This is a genomic window from Haloprofundus sp. MHR1, from assembly GCF_005155585.1.
In the GTDB taxonomy this organism is placed as follows: domain Archaea; phylum Halobacteriota; class Halobacteria; order Halobacteriales; family Haloferacaceae; genus Haloprofundus; species Haloprofundus halophilus.
On record NZ_CP039833.1, the window covers coordinates 2,343,218 to 2,358,202 of the forward strand.

The window sequence follows — 14,985 nt, forward strand, 5'->3', positions numbered from 1 at the left end:
AAACCATGACCAGAATCAGTGGAAAGTATCTCGCAAAACGGCTCGTGGTCTCCTATCTGACCCTCCTGCTCATCATGACCCTGCTGTTCGTGCTCATCCGGAGCGCACCCGGGACGTTCATCGACAGCATGATCTCCCCGGAGATGACCAGAGCGCAGGTCGAGCGCATCCGAGAGGTCTGGGGGCTCAACGAACCGCTGTGGAAACAGTACCTCAACTTCATGATAAACTACCAGACCGGTAACTTCGGCCGCTCGCCGACGTGGAACGTCCCCGTCTGGGACCTCATCCTCCGCCGGATGCCGCGGACGCTCATCCTCTTCGGCGCGGCGTACATCGTCGCCTACATCGTCGGGCCGCTGGTCGGGATGTATCTCGGCTGGTGGCGCGGCACCCAGAAGGACAAGACCATCTTCGGGACGTCGCTGATGGTGTACTCGATGCCCGCGTTCTGGCTCGCGTGGCTGTTCATCTGGTTCTTCGACTACGAGATGGGCTGGCTCCCGAGCGCCTACATGATGACGCAGTTCCCCGAGTTCGAGTGGAACGCGTTCACCGTGATGGCCGACGTGCTCGTCCACATCACGCTGCCGCTCGTCAGCCTCTCGTGTATCGGCTGGGTCGGCGCGATGCTCATCATGCGCCCGTCGATGAACAACGTCGTCGACGAGGGCTACGTCTTCCTGGCGCGTGCGAAGGGACTCGACGAACGCACGGTGATGATCAAACACGCGGCGCGGAACGCGCTCATCCCGGTCGCGACCGGCGCGATCGTCGGACTGGCGTTCCTCATCGACGGCGCGGTCATCACCGAGGCCGTCTTCACCTGGCCGGGGATGGGACAGATCCTCGTCGAGGCGGTGCTGAACAACGACTACCCGGTGACGCAGGCGGCGTTCTTCATGCTCGCCGTGCTCGTCGTCGTGATGCGACTCGTCACCGACATCGCGTACACGTACCTCGACCCGCGCATCAAGTTCGGGGAGGAGAACTAGATGGCTACCGAAGGAGAATCAACGACCGGACTCGAATCGTACAAGCGAGCGTGGGAGCCGCGTATCGAACGCGCCCGCCGCGGGTGGGACCGCTTCACCGAACACCGGATGGGCGTCGTCGGCCTCGTCATCCTGACGATATTCTCGCTGTGGGCCGTCGTTCCGAGCTGGTTCGCGCCGCACACGCCCGAGTGGATCGCCTACATCGGCTACGAGAACGCCCGGCTGACCGGCGAGCAGGTGCGGACGCTGCCGCACCCGCCCGCGTTCGGTGACCCCTTCTTCGCGCCGCTGGGAACCGACTCCTACGGCCGCGGCATCGCGACGATGATGGTGTACTCGGCGTCGACGGCGATGTACATCGGCCTCGCCGCGGGCCTCCTGTCGAGTCTCGTCGGCGTGCCGCTCGGGCTCATCAGCGGCTTCTACGGCGACACCTGGATAGACGAGACCATCCAGCGCTTCGTCGACGTGATGTACGGCCTGCCGTTCCTGCCGCTGCTCATCGTCCTCGTGGCGATTCGCGGGCAGACGACGACCAACATCATCATCGGTATCGCCGTCACCTCGTGGCTCAACAACTGCATCGTCATCCGCGGCGAGACGCTCTCGCTTCGGACCCGGGCGTACGTCGAGTCGGCGAGAGTCGCCGGCGCGAGCGACCTCCGCATCGTCTTCCGACACATCATGCCGCACGTGCTGCCGCTGTCGTTCGTCTACCTCGCACAGGACGCCGCCGCCGCCATCCTGACGCAGGCGGCGCTGGCGTACCTCGGCCTGGCCGACTTCGCGACGCTGTCGTGGGGCATCATGCTGGAGAGCATCCAGTCGGAAGGCTACATCTTCACCGCGTGGTGGTGGCTGCTCCCGCCCGGACTGGCGATCATGCTCATCGCGGCGGCGTTCTACTTCATCGGGTTCTCGATGGAGGACGTGACCAACCCTCAGAGATAATCATATGACGCTACTGGAAGTAAACGACCTCTCGATACGATACGCAGTCGAAAACGCGGACGTTCACGCCGTCGACGGCGCGAGCTTCACCGTCGACTCGGGCGAGACGTACGGCCTCGTCGGCGAGTCCGGCTGTGGCAAGACGACGCTCGCGAAGAGCATCCTCCACCTCCTGGACTCGAACGGCTACATCGAAAGCGGCGAGATGTGGTTCGACGGAACGCTCCCGCAGTGGGAAGACGGCGACGGCAACCCGCGACCGGAGATAATCGACGACGACCGCTACCCGGTCCGCGCCGACGGGATGACCGACCTCGCGCAGCTGACGGACTCCCAGATTCGGGACATCCGTTGGCGCGAGGTGGCGCTCATCCCCCAGAGCGCGATGAACGCGCTCAACCCCGTCTACAAGGTGGGCGACCAGATCGTCGAGGCCATCCTCCGACACGAACCGCGGACGACGAAGGCCGAAGCCGACGACCGCGCCCGCGACCTGCTCGAACGCGTCGGCATCGACCCCGAACGCGCCGACGACTACGCACACGAGTTCTCCGGCGGGATGAAGCAGCGCGCCGTCATCGCGATGGCGATGGCCTGTAACCCCTCGTTGCTCATCGCCGACGAACCGACGACGGCGCTCGACGTCATCATCCAGGACCGCATCCTGGAGGAACTGGAGAAGATTCAGGAGGAGTTCGGCGTCTCCATCCTCGTCATCAGCCACGACATCAGCGTCATGGCCGAGATCTGCGACCGGATGGCCGTCATGTACGGCGGCAAGATCATGGAGCGCGGCACGCGCGACGATATCTTCCGAGAGACGGCGAACCCCTACACGCTCGGACTGAAGAACTCGTTCCCGACCATCACGCAGAAACAACAGCAGCTCGTCTCCATCCCGGGGTCACCGCCGCACCTGCGCGACCCCGAACCCGGCTGCCGGTTCCGCAAACGCTGTCCGTTCGCCGTCGAGGACTGCGAGCGGAGCCACCCGCCGATGTACGACATCGCCGCCGTCGAGGAGAGCGGGCGACTGCAGGAGGCGATGGACGACCGGCGTCACGGCTCGGCGTGTTACCGCAGCGACGAACTGGACGAGATACGAACGAAGGCGATGAAGGAGGAAACATGGAAGGAAACCGCAACGCAGAGTCACTAGTCGAAATCGAGAACGTCCACAAGTGGTTCGACATGACCCGGGGCATCGTGGACACCGTCCTCGGGCGCGAAGCGCAACCGGTCCGCGCCGTCGAGGGCGTCGACCTCTCCATCGAGAGAGGCGACATCGTCGGTATCGCCGGCGAATCGGGCTGTGGGAAGACGACGCTCGGGAAGCTACTCGTCAAACTGTACGAACCGACCGACGGCGAGATTCGCTTTGACGGCAAGGACATCTCGAATCTGAGCCGCGAGGAGGAACGCGAGTTCCGCCAGCGCGTCCAGATGATCTTCCAGGACCCCTTCGAGAGTCTCAACCCCCGGATGACGGTGTTCGACGCCATCGCGGAGCCGCTGCAGATAAACGGGATGACCGACTCCTACGACGAGCGACGCGAACGCGTCAAGACGGTGCTCAACGACGTGGGTCTCGGCCCCGCCGAAGTGTACCTCGACGCCTTCCCGGACGAACTTTCGGGCGGCGAGCGCCAGCGCGTCGCCATCGCTCGCGCGCTCGTCGTCGACCCCGACTTCGTCGTCGCCGACGAGCCGGTGTCGATGCTCGACGTCTCCATCCGCGCCGGCGTGTTGAACCTGATGAAGGAGCTGCAGGACAAGTACGACCTGACGTACGTCTTCATCAGCCACGACCTCTCGCTCATCCGCTACATGTGCGACCGGACGGCCATCATGTACCTCGGCAACGTCATCGAACAGGGGCCGACCGACGACCTCATCGAGGACCCGAAACACCCGTACACGGAGGCGCTGTTCGACGCCGTCCCCGACGTGGAGATCGCCGAGGAGCGCCGACGCGCCAACGCGACGGGCGAGGTGCCGAGTCCGCGCGACCCGCCGGCCGGGTGCCGGTACCATCCGCGGTGCGCTCACATCATCCCGCCGGACGACTGGCAGGGGAGTCAGGACGCCTTCCGCCGCGCGTACCAGTACAAGATACGCCTCCGGGAGGCGGCGTTCGAGCGCAAGGAGTTCGACGGCGACGACGCCGCCGAACGGATGCTCAGCGCGGGACTCGCGCTCGACGTGCCGGAGGAGTACCGTCACAGCTCCGAGCTACGCGGGGCGGGTGTCGGCGTCGACGTCGACGAACTCGACCTCCCGCCGGAGACCGAGTCGTCGCTGCGGTCGGCGACGCGTAGCTACCTCGACGGCGACAGAGACGGTGCCGTCGCGGAGTTGGACGCGCTCACGACGGTCTGTGCGAACGAGGTGCCGAGACCCCGGCCGCTCGACCGACGGCGGGTCGCCTGTCACCTCTACGAGGGCGACGACGCCGAACGGACCCCCGCGACCCCGCACGCGGAGTAATCCGTGGCGCCTGCCCTCCGTTCACGCCTCCGCCCACGCCTGCGTTCGCCGGCGGTCGTCTCGTTCGTGGTGGTACTCGCGCTGACCGCGGTACTGTTCGGTGCGACGTTTCAGACGCAGCTCGCCGTCGCGCGAAGCGACACCATCGAGGCCTCGGTGACGGGAATCGGCGTCGACGACGACGGCGAACTGCTCGAAGTTACTGTTCGCGCGGAGAACCCGACCAGCAAGTCGCTGACGCTGTCGAGCGCGCAGGTCGTCGGGCGCAGCGACGGCGAAGAGCTCACCCAGTACGGCACGCAGTCGCTCTCAGACACCGTTCTCGCGCCGCGAGAGGCGACGACGTTCACCGTCGCCGTCGAACTCGTCGACGGTAAGGCCGAGGCGGCGCGAACGGCCATCGAGGAGGACCGCATCCGCGTGGGCGGCGAACTCGTCGGCTACATCGAGAACGTACGCGTCACCCTCGGGGTGACGAACGATGGGTAACGGCAACTCCGGCGCCGTTTCGGAGTCGAACGCGCGAGGCGGTGACGCCCCCGCTCGACTCGGCGCGGGCCTCTCCGCCTCCGCCGAACAACTGCGGTTCGTCGGTGTCGGCGTCGCTGCCGGTCTCCTCGTCGCGCTGGCGGCGTACGGGTTCAACCGCGCGCAGATGGTCGCGGCGGTTCCGGCGTGGGTTCCGTTCGTCGCCGGCCTGCTCGGCGGTGCGTACGTCCACGTCCTCAGTCGGGATCTCGGCGAGAGCGTCAGGGCGTTTCTCGTCGCGTTCGTCTTCTCGACGGCGCTGTACGTCGTCGCGGCGCTCGCACCCCTGTGGCTGCTGTCGTACGACCCCCTCGCGCGCGACCTGCTGATTCAGTCGATTCTCCGCGAGGAGGTCGCCCGACTCGTGTTCGCCAGTCTGGTTCCACAGCTGTTCGTCGGCTATCTGAGCGCCGTCGTCGTCGACGGTACGTTCCGGCCGTAGCGGTCGGACGGCCCGGCGGTCGGGCGGCTGGGCGGTCGAGCGGCTGGGCGGTCGGGCGGTCGGCAGTCTAGTGGTCGGACAGAGCGACGAGCCTATCAGTACACGGCCGGAACGGACGGCTATGTCGAAGGACATTCCGACGCGCGAGCGCTCGACGCGCGAGCGCGGGACGTACGCCGGCCACAACGAGGACCCCACGCTGGCGAGCTACCTCTCCTCGCTGTTCTTTCTGCTGTCGGTTCCGACGTTCGTCGCGCTCGCGTACGGCGGGTTCTACGCGGGCTACTACGGCGAGGGCGCTATCGTCCCCGTCTTCGGCGGTCTGCTCGTCTTCGCCATCACCGTCGCGTTCGCGGCGATGCATTTCAAGCGGTGAGCGGCGGACGGGTCGGGCCGAACGAGTTCGACAGGTGAGCGGTGCGAATAACGGACGCTGCGCTCACGCGAGGCCGCTCTCGATGCTGCCGTAGATTATCAGTCCCGTCGAGACGAGTGCGAGCGAAATCTCGAAGCGGGAGACGCCGTCGTCGGTGAGAAAGAAACTCGCGAGACTGACGACCGCGAGCGCGATGGCGACGCCGAAGATGAGGAGGATTCGGTTGACACCGTTTCTGTACCACCGGTACGCGCGCTCCTCCAGTTTCTCAAGGCTCACGCGCATTCGTTCGGCCTCAGTACCAGATGTCTTTGTACTCGCACTGAACGGGTTCGGTGACGACGTTCGTCACGAGCGCGAGCGAGACGAGTCCGACCGCCGTCTCCATCTCGGCGGGGTCGACGCCGTCGGACTCCCAGCCGGCGAGAGAGACGCCCAGGTCGACGTGCCAGTCGTGGACGGTGACGAGCCACTCGTCGGGGAGCTCCCCGGCGTCGGTGCCGACGCGAAAGAGGTAGTTGAACGTCTCGTCGGTTCGCTCGCGGAGGTCGCCTCCCGCCTCGTAACCGGGCAACTGCGGCGTGCCGAACAGTTGGACGAGGCGGTAGAGCGCGGTGCCGATGTCGCCGTACTCGCCGCCCTGCGACCGGCGGTTCAACTCGACGTACGCGTCGACGTCGTCGCGTTCGCGGAGTTCGTCCTCCAGCAGTTCGTCGCCGTCGTCGAGGCGGCGACGGATCTCCTCGGCGGGCACCGGTTCGAGCGTCAGGTCACCGAGCGCGTCGAGATCCGGCGCGGCCGGGTGATCGCGGATGTCGACCGGCATCTCAGTAGGCGAACGTCATGAAGCCGCGCCAGCCGGCGTATCCGGCGGCGAGACAGACGAGGCCGGTTGCGATGACGATGAACGAGTCGACGGTGGTGATGGCGTCACCGAGGCCGTTGAGGCCGAAGTAGAGGGTGATTCCGAGTATCGTGAGGACGTACCCGATAACCGCGCCCACGAGCGTCAGACCCAGGGAGGCGAAGCCGACTGGCTGCTGGAGCCTCGGCGGGACCCGATGTTTGAGCGACATGGTAATCATCCGTTCATCGTAGTGATGTCATATATATCCCGCGCTATGGGTTCACACGGACGGCCGGAGGCGAGCGTTCCGCGGACGCTCGAAGCGACTCCGCGCTACTTTCTCGCCTACTCGGTGTTTCGGTCAGTGTTCGTGCGGCGGGCGGAGTCCGTGCCGTTCTCCGACGGCGTGTCGTTCTCCGACCGCGTGCCGTTCTCCGACCGCGTTTCCGTCTCCCGTCGGAGTTCGTCGGCGTCGTCGATTCCACGTCCGTCGGCGGCCCCCCGGTCGTGGGCGTCCGAGGGCGTGTTTCCGAGCGGGCTGAGTCGCGGGTCGTACTCGGAATCGGCGGGCGCGTCACCGAGCGTGTCGTCTCCTGCGGACTCCGACCGCGACGACGACGTCTCCCGAGTCAACTCGTCCAGTGGAACGCGAACCCAGTAGCCGAGCGCGATGAGAACCGTCCCGAGCGCCAACGCGAGCAGAATCGGCTGTGAGAACAGCGACGCTTCGCCGGCGACGACCGACTGGTGGAGCGCCTCGCCGAAGACGAGCGCCCCGGTGACGAGGAGGACCGTACTGATGAGATTCCGCGGGTTCGCGTGCGCCATACCGCCACTCGCAACCGACCGGATAAAAAAGCAGTCTTCGACCGCTCGCGTCGCCGCGGTCGGACGCCGCGTCTCGGCGGCCGGTTCCTATCCGTCGCCGTGTTCGTCGACGATGACGACTTCGCCGTCCTCGACGGTGACGTTGATGAGCGTCTTCACGTCGTAGCCGGTGTCGTCGAGTTCGTTCGGACCGGCCTTCTTGATGACGGCGACGACGTCCACGACGTTCGCGCGGACGTCGTTCGTGAGCGCGTCGAGAATCGCCTTCATCGTGCCGCCGGTCGAGAGCACGTCGTCGAGGACGAGCACCCGGTCGCCTTCCTCCACGTCGTTGATGTACATCTCGCTCTCAGAGTAACCCGTCTCCTGAAACAGCGGCACCTCGCCGTCGAGGCCGTACTGGCGCTTACGGATGACGACGAGCGGGATGTCGGTCATCAGCGAGACGGCCGTCGAGATGTGGATGCCCATCGCCGCGGGCGTCACGATCTTGTCGACGTTCTCCAGTTCCGCCTTGCGGATGATCTTGATGACGATCTCGCGGAGAAGACTCGGTTCGAGCATCGGCACGCCGTCGCTGATGGGGTGGACGAAGTACTCGTACTCGCCTTTCTCGATGATGGGCGCGTCGCACAGCGACTGCCGCAACTGGTCCATGCCGACAGTTTCTGTGGACCGGGATAAATACTGGTGGTTCGGCGGTCGTTCGTGGTTCGGTGGCACGGGTCGGATTCGGCTCGAGCCGTCGAAAAGAGACGTTTCAGCGCCGCTCGCTCAGATAGCGACGAGCAGTCCGATACCGACCGTCACGACGGCGGTCAGGAGGAGGATGCTCGTCCCCATACCCGCCCGCAGCGACACCGGCCACGTCGCGTTCCCTTCGTCGTCGGTGTCGGTCCGCCCCGTGGCGCGTCTGAGCGCCTCGTCGGGGTTGCCGACCGTCCACGTGACGCCCGAGGCGGTGGCGACGGCCGCGCGGTCGACGGCCGCGTACGTCTCGGTGACGCCGCGAACCAGCCCGCGCGTGCCGTAGAAGGCGAGCGGGTTGTAGAGCGCGTCGACGTCGGGGACGCGCCCGAGTCGGTCCAGCGGCTTCTTGAGGATGGCGAAGGCGACGACGCCGAGGGCGAACAGGATGAGCCCTTCCTGGACGTGGCCGACCGTGTACGTCGTGTAGTCGAAGCCGCCCTCGTTGCCGGGGAGGATGGCGAACAGCGCGTTCGGGAACAGGCCGTAGACGACGCAGAGAATCGCCACGGACACCATCCCGACCATCTGGAGTCGGTTCGCGTCGCGGACCGGGCCGTCGTAGCTCCCCTCGTAGAAGGCGTACCAGCCCAACTTGATGAACGAGAGGAACGTCCCGACGCCGCCGGCCAAGAGCAGATACCAGATGACGTCGAGGTGCTCGTAGTGCGCCTCCGCGAGCACCATCCCCTTGCTGACGAAGCCGTTGAAGCCGGGGAAGCCGCCGATGGAGAGCGCCGCGACGACGAACGCGACGAAGGTGACGGGCATCCTCCGCCAGAGGCCGCCGACGTACTTCAGGCTCTCCTCGCCGGTCCGGTAGATGATGACGCCGACGGTCATGAACAGCAGGCTCTTGTAGAGGATGTGGTTGAACACGTGGCCGAACGCGCCCGCCGTCGCCACCGTCGTCCCGATGCCGACGCCGGCGATCATGTAGCCGACCTGCGACTGGATGTGGTAGGAGAGGAGCCGTCGCATGTCCTTCTGGAGCACGGCCATCGTCGCGCCGAAGACGGCCATCGCCGCGCCCATGTACGCGATCCAGAGGTGGCCCTCCGGGAACGCGCGGTACATCGCGTAGACGCCGGTCTTCGTCGTGTAGACGCAGAGGAAGACGCTGGCGGCGACGTGCGGCCGCGGGTAGGTGTCGGGCAGCCACGCGTGCAGGCCGACGAAGCCGACGTTGACGCCGATGCCGACGGCGGCGAGCGCGAGCACCGCCGGACCCCCGCCGACGATGCCGTCGGCGGCGCTGAACAGGAACGACCCGACTTCGGCGTAGTGCCAGATTATCGCCGCGAGCACGAGGCTGCCGCCGATACCGTGCAACACGGCGTAGCGGAAGCCCGCGCGGACGGCCTTGCCGCCGTAGTCCCAGACGAGGAGCGTACTCGTCACGGCCATCAGCTCCCAGAAGAACACGAGCGTCAGCCAGTCGCCGGCGAAGACGGCCCCGATACTGGTGCCGGCGTACGACAGCGCGTAGGCGGTCTGCTTGTTCGACGCGTCGCTCGCGTACGAGTAGAGCACCGCAATCGCGCCGATGAAGCCGAAGATGATGCCCATCAGCCGCGAGAAGTCGTCGACGTTGAACAGCGCGACCTCGAAGCCGAACAGGAACGTCTCCCAGTGTACACCCGGCGGTGCGAGGTACGCGATGGGGACGACGACGGCCGTCGCGACGACGCCGAGCGCGTGGCCGACGCGCCGGGGGACGACCGGAAGCAGCAGCGCGGCGACGAGCACGTAGACGAACGGCGGAACCGTCGTCAGCGCGTCGACCGCCATCAGAACACCACCCCCATCGTCGCGGCGGCGGTGGCAGCCGTCGCCGCCGTGACGACCTCGTTGACGATTTCGAGGAACACCGCTCGACCCGGTACGATTCCGATGACGAGAGAGCCGACTGCGGCGGTCAGAATCGGGCCGAGCATGAACCACGTGCTTTCGGCACCGAGCCAGCTACGGCGCTCCCAGCCGCCGGTCGGCGGGCCGCCCTCGTGGTGGTGGTCGTGGTCGGCGTGGGCCGGTTCGTGGTCGGCCATCTCCGCGGCACCGTCGCCGAGTTCGCCGCCCTGTCTCGTCGCCTTCGTGTGGTCCGACGGGTGGCGGTCGACGGCGTAGTCGGCGTCGGGGTCGGCGGGTTTCTGTACCTCGTTCGCCCGCGGACCGGCACCGGCGTTCCCGCCGGTCAGCGCCGAACCCTCGCCGTCGGGGTTCTCGTCCGCCTCCCGTCCCCCGTCGGCGGCGACGTCCGCTCGGCCGCCGAAGCGGTGTTCGACGAGCGGCTTCCGGTCGTGGCCGCCGGGCATCTCGTCCTCGAAGAACGCCTGGTAGACGACCGGCCAGAAGTACGCGATGTTCAGGACCCCCGAGAGCAGGAGCGCGACGGTGAAGGCGACCTCGCCGCCGGAGGCGGTGCCGACGAGGAGGTAGAACTTGCTGACGAAGCCGGCGACGAGCGGGATGCCGGCCATCCCGGCGGCGGCGACGCCGAAGGCGGCCATCGTCAGCGGCATCCGCTTGCCGATGCCGGCCATGTCGCTGATGTCGTCGGTGTGGGTCTCGACGTGGATGATACCCGCACAGAAGAACAGGGTGAGCTTCATGAACGCGTGCGCGGGGATGTGCAACAGCCCGCCGACGAGCGCGTATCTCGCGGCCTCGCCGCCCATCGAGGCCCCGATGCCGAGACCGAGGACGATGTACGAGAGCTGGCTCACCGTCGAGTACGCGAGGCGGCGCTTGAGGTTGTCCTGTCGGAGCGCGATGACGCTCGCCATCAGCAGCGTGAAGGCGGCGACGGCCGCCAGCGGGACGCCGACGCCGAGGTTTCCGACCGTCTCGGGACCGAACACTTCGAGGACGACGCGGGCGATGCCGAACACGCCGGATTTGACGACCGCCACCGCGTGGAGCAGTCCCGAGACGGGCGTCGGTGCGACCATCGCGTCGGGCAGCCACGAGTGGACGGGCATCAGCGCCGCCTTGACGCCGAAGCCGAGCGTCAGCAGTGCGAACGCCGCGCGACCGAGCGTCGGGTCCGCGGTGGCGAGACCCTCGATGCCGCCGGGGGTGAACGCCACCGACCCGGCGAGCACGTAAACGAGGACGGTGCCCGCGAGCACCGCGACGCCGCCGCCGAAGGTGTAGGCGAGATACTTCCGGCCGGCGGCGCGCGACTCCGCCGTCTCGTCGTGGCCGACGAGCGGGTACGTCGCCACCGTCAGCAGTTCGTAGAAGACGAACAGGACGAGCAGGTTCGCCGCGAACGCGACGCCGACGGCGCTGGCCACGCTGGCGGCGAACGCCGCGAAGTAGCGAGTCTGGGCGTGCTCGTGCAGGCCGCGCATGTAGCCGATGCTGTAGAAGCTCGTGACGAGCCACAGCAGACTCGCCAGCAGGCCGAACAGCATCCCGAGCGCGTCGGCTTGCAGGGTGAACGCGACGGCGTCCTCGCCGAGCGGGACGAACGCCCCGAGGTCGGTGTAGTACGTGTCGCCCGCGAGCACGCCGGGCACCATACTCGCCACGACGAGGAACGTCGACGCGGCGGCGAGCAGCGTCCACGCCTCGCGGACGTTCGGCCGGCGGTTCGACGCGTAGATGAAGGCGACGGCGACCGCCGGAACGGCGACCGCCGCGAGCGGTCTAAGTGATGAAATCTCTGTCATGGCTGGAGTAGGAGGTCGAGCGTCGGTTCGAGCAGCGGTTCGAAGGTCGAGACGAGCGGGCCGAGTCCGACGGCGAGCACCGCCGCGACGACGACGACGGCGACCATCCCGACGGACGGGCGGCCGAAGTCGGCGTCGTCACCGCGGCCGAGCACCGGACGCTCGTCGTCGGTCACGTCGCCGGAGTTTCCGCCGTCGGCGACGGCGGCCGCCCCGGTTCCGGTCGGCGAGTCGGCGGACGGCTCCGTCGTCGCGGCCGAGCGGAAGTACATCCGTTCGACGAGGCGCAGGAAGTACGCCAGCGTCAGCAGCGTGCTCAGGAGGATGACGACCGCGATGGGCCACGACCCGGCCTGAATCGCGCCGAGGGCGATGTACCACTTGCCGACGAAGCCGACGGCGGGCGGAACCCCGACCATCGACAGCGACAGGGTCGCAAGCGCGGCGCTGAGGAGCGGGACGCGGTCGGCGAGCCCGTCGAACTGCTCGACGTATCGAACGCCCGTCCGCGCGGCGACGGCACCCACCGCGAGGAACAGGCCGCCCTTCATGACGGCGTGGCCGACGAGGTGGACGAGGCCGCCCGTCACCGCCGCCTCGTTGGCGACGGCGAAGGCGGCGACGACGAGGCCGAACTGCGACACCGACGAGTACGCGAGCATCCGCTTCAACTCGCTTTGCATCACCGCGAGGACGCTCCCGGCGACGATACTGACGCCCGCCAAGACGAGGACGAACTCGCGGGCGTAGGCGACCGACGCGAGGAAGTCGACGGTGTAGACGCTGTAGACGACGCGCGCGAGCGCGTACGCCGAGACCGTCGAGACGAGCGCCGAGATGAGCGCGCTGACGCTGTCGGGCGCGCTCGCGTACGCCTCCGGTTGCCAGGTGTGCAGCGGGTACAGCGCCGTCTTGACGGCCAGCCCGGTCACGACGAACGCGAACGACGCCCGGACGAGCGTCGACCCGTAGCCGACGCCGGCGAGCTTCTCGGCGAGGTCGGCCATGTTGAGCGTCCCCGTGGCGACGAACGCGTAGCCGATGCCGACGAGGAACAGCGACGCGCCGACGGTTCCGACGAGGAGGTACTTCAGCGCGCCGACCGCCGAGCGGCCGTCGTCGCCGGTCGCCACCAGCGCGTAGGCGGCGAGGCCGGTAATCTCGAGGAAGACGTAGAGGTTGAACATGTCTCCCGTGACGCTCATGCCCGAGAGGCCGGCGACCAACAGCAGGTAGCCGGTGTAGAACGCCGGCGAGTGGGGGCCGGCGCGGCGCGCGTAGGCGAGCACGCCGAGGGCGACGGCCGCGACCAGTACGACGACGGCGGCGTTGAGGCCGTCGACGACGAGTTCGATACCGAACGGCGGCCGGAAACCGCCGACGGCGTACGCGAGCGGTTCGCCGCCGGCGTACACCTGTGCGGCGACCGTTCCCGCCATCGCGGTGTGCACCAGCGACGTGACGAGCGCTACGCCCCAGCCGAGCCGTTCGAACGTGTAGCCGGCGACGAGCGTGAGCAACGCGCCCAGAATCGGGACGGCGACCAGCAGCGCCAGCAGGTCACTCATCGGCGCGCACCTCCCGGAGGTTCCTCTCGTCGAGCGTCCCGTACTCGGTGTAGATGCGGACGATGAGCGCCAGCGCCACCGCCGTGAGGCTCACCCCGACGACGATGGCCGTCAGGATGAGCACGTGCGGCAGCGGGCTGACGTACGTCGCCGCCTCGCCGCCGCTACCGACGATAGGCGGGTCCGCGCCCTCGCGGTACGCCGAGGTGATGAAGAACAGGAAGATGCCCGTCTGGAAGATGTTCATACCGATGACTTTCTTGACGAGGTTCCGGTTCTCGATCATCATGTACGCACCGATAGGCAGCAGCAGCGCGACGACGACGTAGTTGTAGCGTGTGAGTAGAATCTCTGCGATCATTGTTCGTCCTCCAACGGTTCGCCGATGTCGAACCCGGCGGCGATGAGGAAGAACAGGCCGGTGATGATGCCTGCGACGACCGCACCGATGCCGAGTTCGACGAGCTCGATACCGTACTTACTCGCGTGCGGAACGGGGTAGGCGGTGTACTGGAGGAACTCGCCGCCGAGCAACACCGACCCGAGTGCGATCGCGAGGAACGTCCCGACGCCGACGGCGATGAGTCCGAGGATGACGGCCGGACTCAGCCAGTCGCGGACCGGACCGATACCGAACGCGAACGCGAGCAGCAGGACGACGGTGCCCGCGATGGCGCCGCCCTGGAAACCGCCGCCGGCCGAGGACGCGCCGTGGAACATCACGAACAGACCCAGCGTCAGGATGAACGGCGCGACGACCCGGACGGTGGTCATGATGATGGTGCTCTCGACGTACGGCACCTGCTCGTCGTTGTGCGTGATGCCGTCGCCGGCGTCGCCGGAGTCGTCGACGCCAGAACCGTCGGCGCTCATACGAACACCTCCCGGCGCAGCACCAGCAGCACCGCGACGCCGGCGGTGAACACCACCACCGCCTCGCCGAGGGTGTCGAACCCGCGGTAGGCGGCCAACACGGCGGTCACGGCGTTGGTGACTTCGGTCTCCTCGTACGCGTTGTCGAGGTAGTACTGGGTGACCTCGCCGCCGACGACCGGGGAGTCCGCCGCGCCGATGGCGGGCAGCGCCGGCACCGTCGCCAGCAACACGCCAGCGAACGCGACGACGACGACGAGCGACCGGAGACTCGGGCGCTCGAAACTGGCGTCGTTCTCGGGGTTGACCGTCTTCGCGATGGTCAGAAGCAGCAGCAGCGTCATCACGCCGGCCCCGATGGCCGCCTCGGTGAGCGCCACGTCGGGTGCCTGGAGGACGACCCAGAGGATGGCGACACCGAGGCTGTAGGCGGCGAACGCGATGATGACACCGAGAACGTCTCGCAGCAGCGCGGCCGTGAGCGCACAGCCGACGACGAAGACGAGCGTCACCGCCTCGATGGGCGTGAACGTCATCTGTCACCTCCGGTAGAAGAGCCGTCCCGCGGATTCGTCTCCGGCGCGGGGCCGCCGTCTGTCGCCAGCGACTCGGAGCCGTCGACGTCCTCGGGCGACCGGTCGGCGTCGACGCCGCGGCCGGTTC

Annotated in this window: 18 protein-coding genes; 7 read left to right on the forward strand and 11 right to left on the reverse strand. The window is 67.4% G+C overall.

The genetic code is table 11. The features are described 5' to 3' along the window. The first annotated feature begins 5 nt into the window (after window positions 1-5). From FCF25_RS11855 to FCF25_RS11885, 7 genes are all read left to right on the forward strand, one after another. Window positions 6-995, forward strand: coding sequence for an ABC transporter permease (locus tag FCF25_RS11855; RefSeq protein ID WP_198665640.1), 990 nt, complete (start codon window positions 6-8; stop codon window positions 993-995). Next, entirely contained in the window at window positions 996-1,949 is a 954-nt protein-coding gene (locus FCF25_RS11860; protein WP_117591881.1) for an ABC transporter permease, read from the forward strand. Between the two features lie 4 nt (window positions 1,950-1,953). Continuing rightward, a complete protein-coding gene (locus FCF25_RS11865) occupies window positions 1,954-3,108 on the forward strand; it encodes an ABC transporter ATP-binding protein (RefSeq protein WP_137048850.1) in 1,155 nt (384 codons plus the stop codon). Further along, window positions 3,078-4,436, forward strand: coding sequence for an ABC transporter ATP-binding protein (locus tag FCF25_RS11870; protein WP_117591878.1), 1,359 nt, complete (start codon window positions 3,078-3,080; stop codon window positions 4,434-4,436). Before FCF25_RS11865 ends, FCF25_RS11870 begins: the two co-directional genes overlap by 31 nt. A 69-nt stretch (window positions 4,437-4,505) precedes the next feature. After that, window positions 4,506-4,925, forward strand: coding sequence for a hypothetical protein (locus FCF25_RS11875; RefSeq protein WP_117591876.1), 420 nt, complete (start codon window positions 4,506-4,508; stop codon window positions 4,923-4,925). Further along, the gene (locus FCF25_RS11880) at window positions 4,918-5,406 is read left to right on the forward strand and encodes a hypothetical protein (RefSeq protein WP_137048851.1); all 489 of its coding nucleotides are present in this window, start codon (window positions 4,918-4,920) and stop codon (window positions 5,404-5,406) included. Before FCF25_RS11875 ends, FCF25_RS11880 begins: the two co-directional genes overlap by 8 nt. A 121-nt stretch (window positions 5,407-5,527) precedes the next feature. After that, window positions 5,528-5,782, forward strand: coding sequence for a hypothetical protein (locus tag FCF25_RS11885; RefSeq protein WP_117591873.1), 255 nt, complete (start codon window positions 5,528-5,530; stop codon window positions 5,780-5,782). 63 nt (window positions 5,783-5,845) lie between these two features. Here FCF25_RS11885 and FCF25_RS11890 read toward each other — a convergent pair whose 3' ends face one another. The 11 genes from FCF25_RS11890 to FCF25_RS11940 all read right to left on the reverse strand — a co-directional run bounded on the left by FCF25_RS11890 (window position 5,846) and on the right by FCF25_RS11940 (window position 14,858). Further along, a complete protein-coding gene (locus FCF25_RS11890) occupies window positions 5,846-6,061 on the reverse strand; it encodes a hypothetical protein (RefSeq protein ID WP_137048852.1) in 216 nt (71 codons plus the stop codon). Window positions 6,062-6,077: 16 nt separating this feature from the next. Beyond that, complete coding sequence (locus FCF25_RS11895) at window positions 6,078-6,608, reverse strand: hypothetical protein (RefSeq protein ID WP_137048853.1); 531 nt, start codon at window positions 6,606-6,608, stop codon at window positions 6,078-6,080. A gap of 1 nt (window position 6,609) precedes the next feature. After that, entirely contained in the window at window positions 6,610-6,858 is a 249-nt protein-coding gene (locus FCF25_RS11900; protein WP_137048854.1) for a hypothetical protein, read from the reverse strand. Between the two features lie 116 nt (window positions 6,859-6,974). Next, the gene (locus tag FCF25_RS11905; RefSeq protein WP_137048855.1) at window positions 6,975-7,457 is read right to left on the reverse strand and encodes a hypothetical protein; all 483 of its coding nucleotides are present in this window, start codon (window positions 7,455-7,457) and stop codon (window positions 6,975-6,977) included. Window positions 7,458-7,544: 87 nt separating this feature from the next. Continuing rightward, window positions 7,545-8,114 (reverse strand): hypoxanthine/guanine phosphoribosyltransferase, encoded by a 570-nt coding sequence (gene hpt / locus FCF25_RS11910; RefSeq protein WP_117591865.1) that lies wholly within the window; start codon window positions 8,112-8,114, stop codon window positions 7,545-7,547. A 117-nt stretch (window positions 8,115-8,231) separates the two neighbouring features. Then, on the reverse strand, window positions 8,232-9,995 hold the full coding sequence (locus FCF25_RS11915; RefSeq protein ID WP_137048856.1) for a Na(+)/H(+) antiporter subunit D: 1,764 nt from the start codon (window positions 9,993-9,995) through the stop codon (window positions 8,232-8,234). Then, window positions 9,995-11,881 carry a cation:proton antiporter gene (locus FCF25_RS11920; protein WP_137048857.1) on the reverse strand — a complete coding sequence of 629 codons (1,887 nt, stop codon included), beginning with the start codon at window positions 11,879-11,881 and terminating at the stop codon, window positions 9,995-9,997. The genes FCF25_RS11915 and FCF25_RS11920 overlap by 1 nt, the downstream gene beginning before the upstream one ends. Beyond that, window positions 11,878-13,449, reverse strand: coding sequence for a monovalent cation/H+ antiporter subunit D family protein (locus FCF25_RS11925; protein WP_117591860.1), 1,572 nt, complete (start codon window positions 13,447-13,449; stop codon window positions 11,878-11,880). Before FCF25_RS11925 ends, FCF25_RS11920 begins: the two co-directional genes overlap by 4 nt. Beyond that, window positions 13,442-13,810: a cation:proton antiporter subunit C gene (locus tag FCF25_RS11930; protein WP_198665639.1), complete on the reverse strand. Its 369-nt coding sequence runs from the start codon at window positions 13,808-13,810 to the stop codon at window positions 13,442-13,444. The genes FCF25_RS11925 and FCF25_RS11930 overlap by 8 nt, the downstream gene beginning before the upstream one ends. Then, complete coding sequence (locus FCF25_RS11935; RefSeq protein WP_117591858.1) at window positions 13,807-14,322, reverse strand: MnhB domain-containing protein; 516 nt, start codon at window positions 14,320-14,322, stop codon at window positions 13,807-13,809. Before FCF25_RS11935 ends, FCF25_RS11930 begins: the two co-directional genes overlap by 4 nt. After that, on the reverse strand, window positions 14,319-14,858 hold the full coding sequence (locus tag FCF25_RS11940; protein ID WP_117591857.1) for a DUF4040 domain-containing protein: 540 nt from the start codon (window positions 14,856-14,858) through the stop codon (window positions 14,319-14,321). Before FCF25_RS11940 ends, FCF25_RS11935 begins: the two co-directional genes overlap by 4 nt. Between the last annotated feature and the right edge of the window lie 127 nt (window positions 14,859-14,985).

Bases quoted from the DNA above. Each gene is read 5' to 3' on its own strand.
- FCF25_RS11855 (WP_198665640.1), top strand. From the start codon at position 6: ATGACCAGAATCAGTGGAAAGTATCTCGCAAAACGGCTCGTGGTCTCC.
- FCF25_RS11860 (WP_117591881.1), top strand. From the start codon at position 996: ATGGCTACCGAAGGAGAATCAACGACCGGACTCGAATCGTACAAGCGA.
- FCF25_RS11865 (WP_137048850.1), top strand. From the start codon at position 1,954: ATGACGCTACTGGAAGTAAACGACCTCTCGATACGATACGCAGTCGAA.
- FCF25_RS11870 (WP_117591878.1), top strand. From the start codon at position 3,078: ATGGAAGGAAACCGCAACGCAGAGTCACTAGTCGAAATCGAGAACGTC.
- FCF25_RS11880 (WP_137048851.1), top strand. From the start codon at position 4,918: ATGGGTAACGGCAACTCCGGCGCCGTTTCGGAGTCGAACGCGCGAGGC.
- FCF25_RS11885 (WP_117591873.1), top strand. From the start codon at position 5,528: ATGTCGAAGGACATTCCGACGCGCGAGCGCTCGACGCGCGAGCGCGGG.
- FCF25_RS11895 (WP_137048853.1), bottom strand. From the start codon at position 6,608: ATGCCGGTCGACATCCGCGATCACCCGGCCGCGCCGGATCTCGACGCG.
- FCF25_RS11900 (WP_137048854.1), bottom strand. From the start codon at position 6,858: ATGTCGCTCAAACATCGGGTCCCGCCGAGGCTCCAGCAGCCAGTCGGC.
- FCF25_RS11905 (WP_137048855.1), bottom strand. From the start codon at position 7,457: ATGGCGCACGCGAACCCGCGGAATCTCATCAGTACGGTCCTCCTCGTC.
- hpt (WP_117591865.1), bottom strand. From the start codon at position 8,114: ATGGACCAGTTGCGGCAGTCGCTGTGCGACGCGCCCATCATCGAGAAA.
- FCF25_RS11915 (WP_137048856.1), bottom strand. From the start codon at position 9,995: ATGGCGGTCGACGCGCTGACGACGGTTCCGCCGTTCGTCTACGTGCTC.
- FCF25_RS11920 (WP_137048857.1), bottom strand. From the start codon at position 11,881: ATGACAGAGATTTCATCACTTAGACCGCTCGCGGCGGTCGCCGTTCCG.
- FCF25_RS11925 (WP_117591860.1), bottom strand. From the start codon at position 13,449: ATGAGTGACCTGCTGGCGCTGCTGGTCGCCGTCCCGATTCTGGGCGCG.
- FCF25_RS11930 (WP_198665639.1), bottom strand. From the start codon at position 13,810: ATGATCGCAGAGATTCTACTCACACGCTACAACTACGTCGTCGTCGCG.
- FCF25_RS11935 (WP_117591858.1), bottom strand. From the start codon at position 14,322: ATGAGCGCCGACGGTTCTGGCGTCGACGACTCCGGCGACGCCGGCGAC.
- FCF25_RS11940 (WP_117591857.1), bottom strand. From the start codon at position 14,858: ATGACGTTCACGCCCATCGAGGCGGTGACGCTCGTCTTCGTCGTCGGC.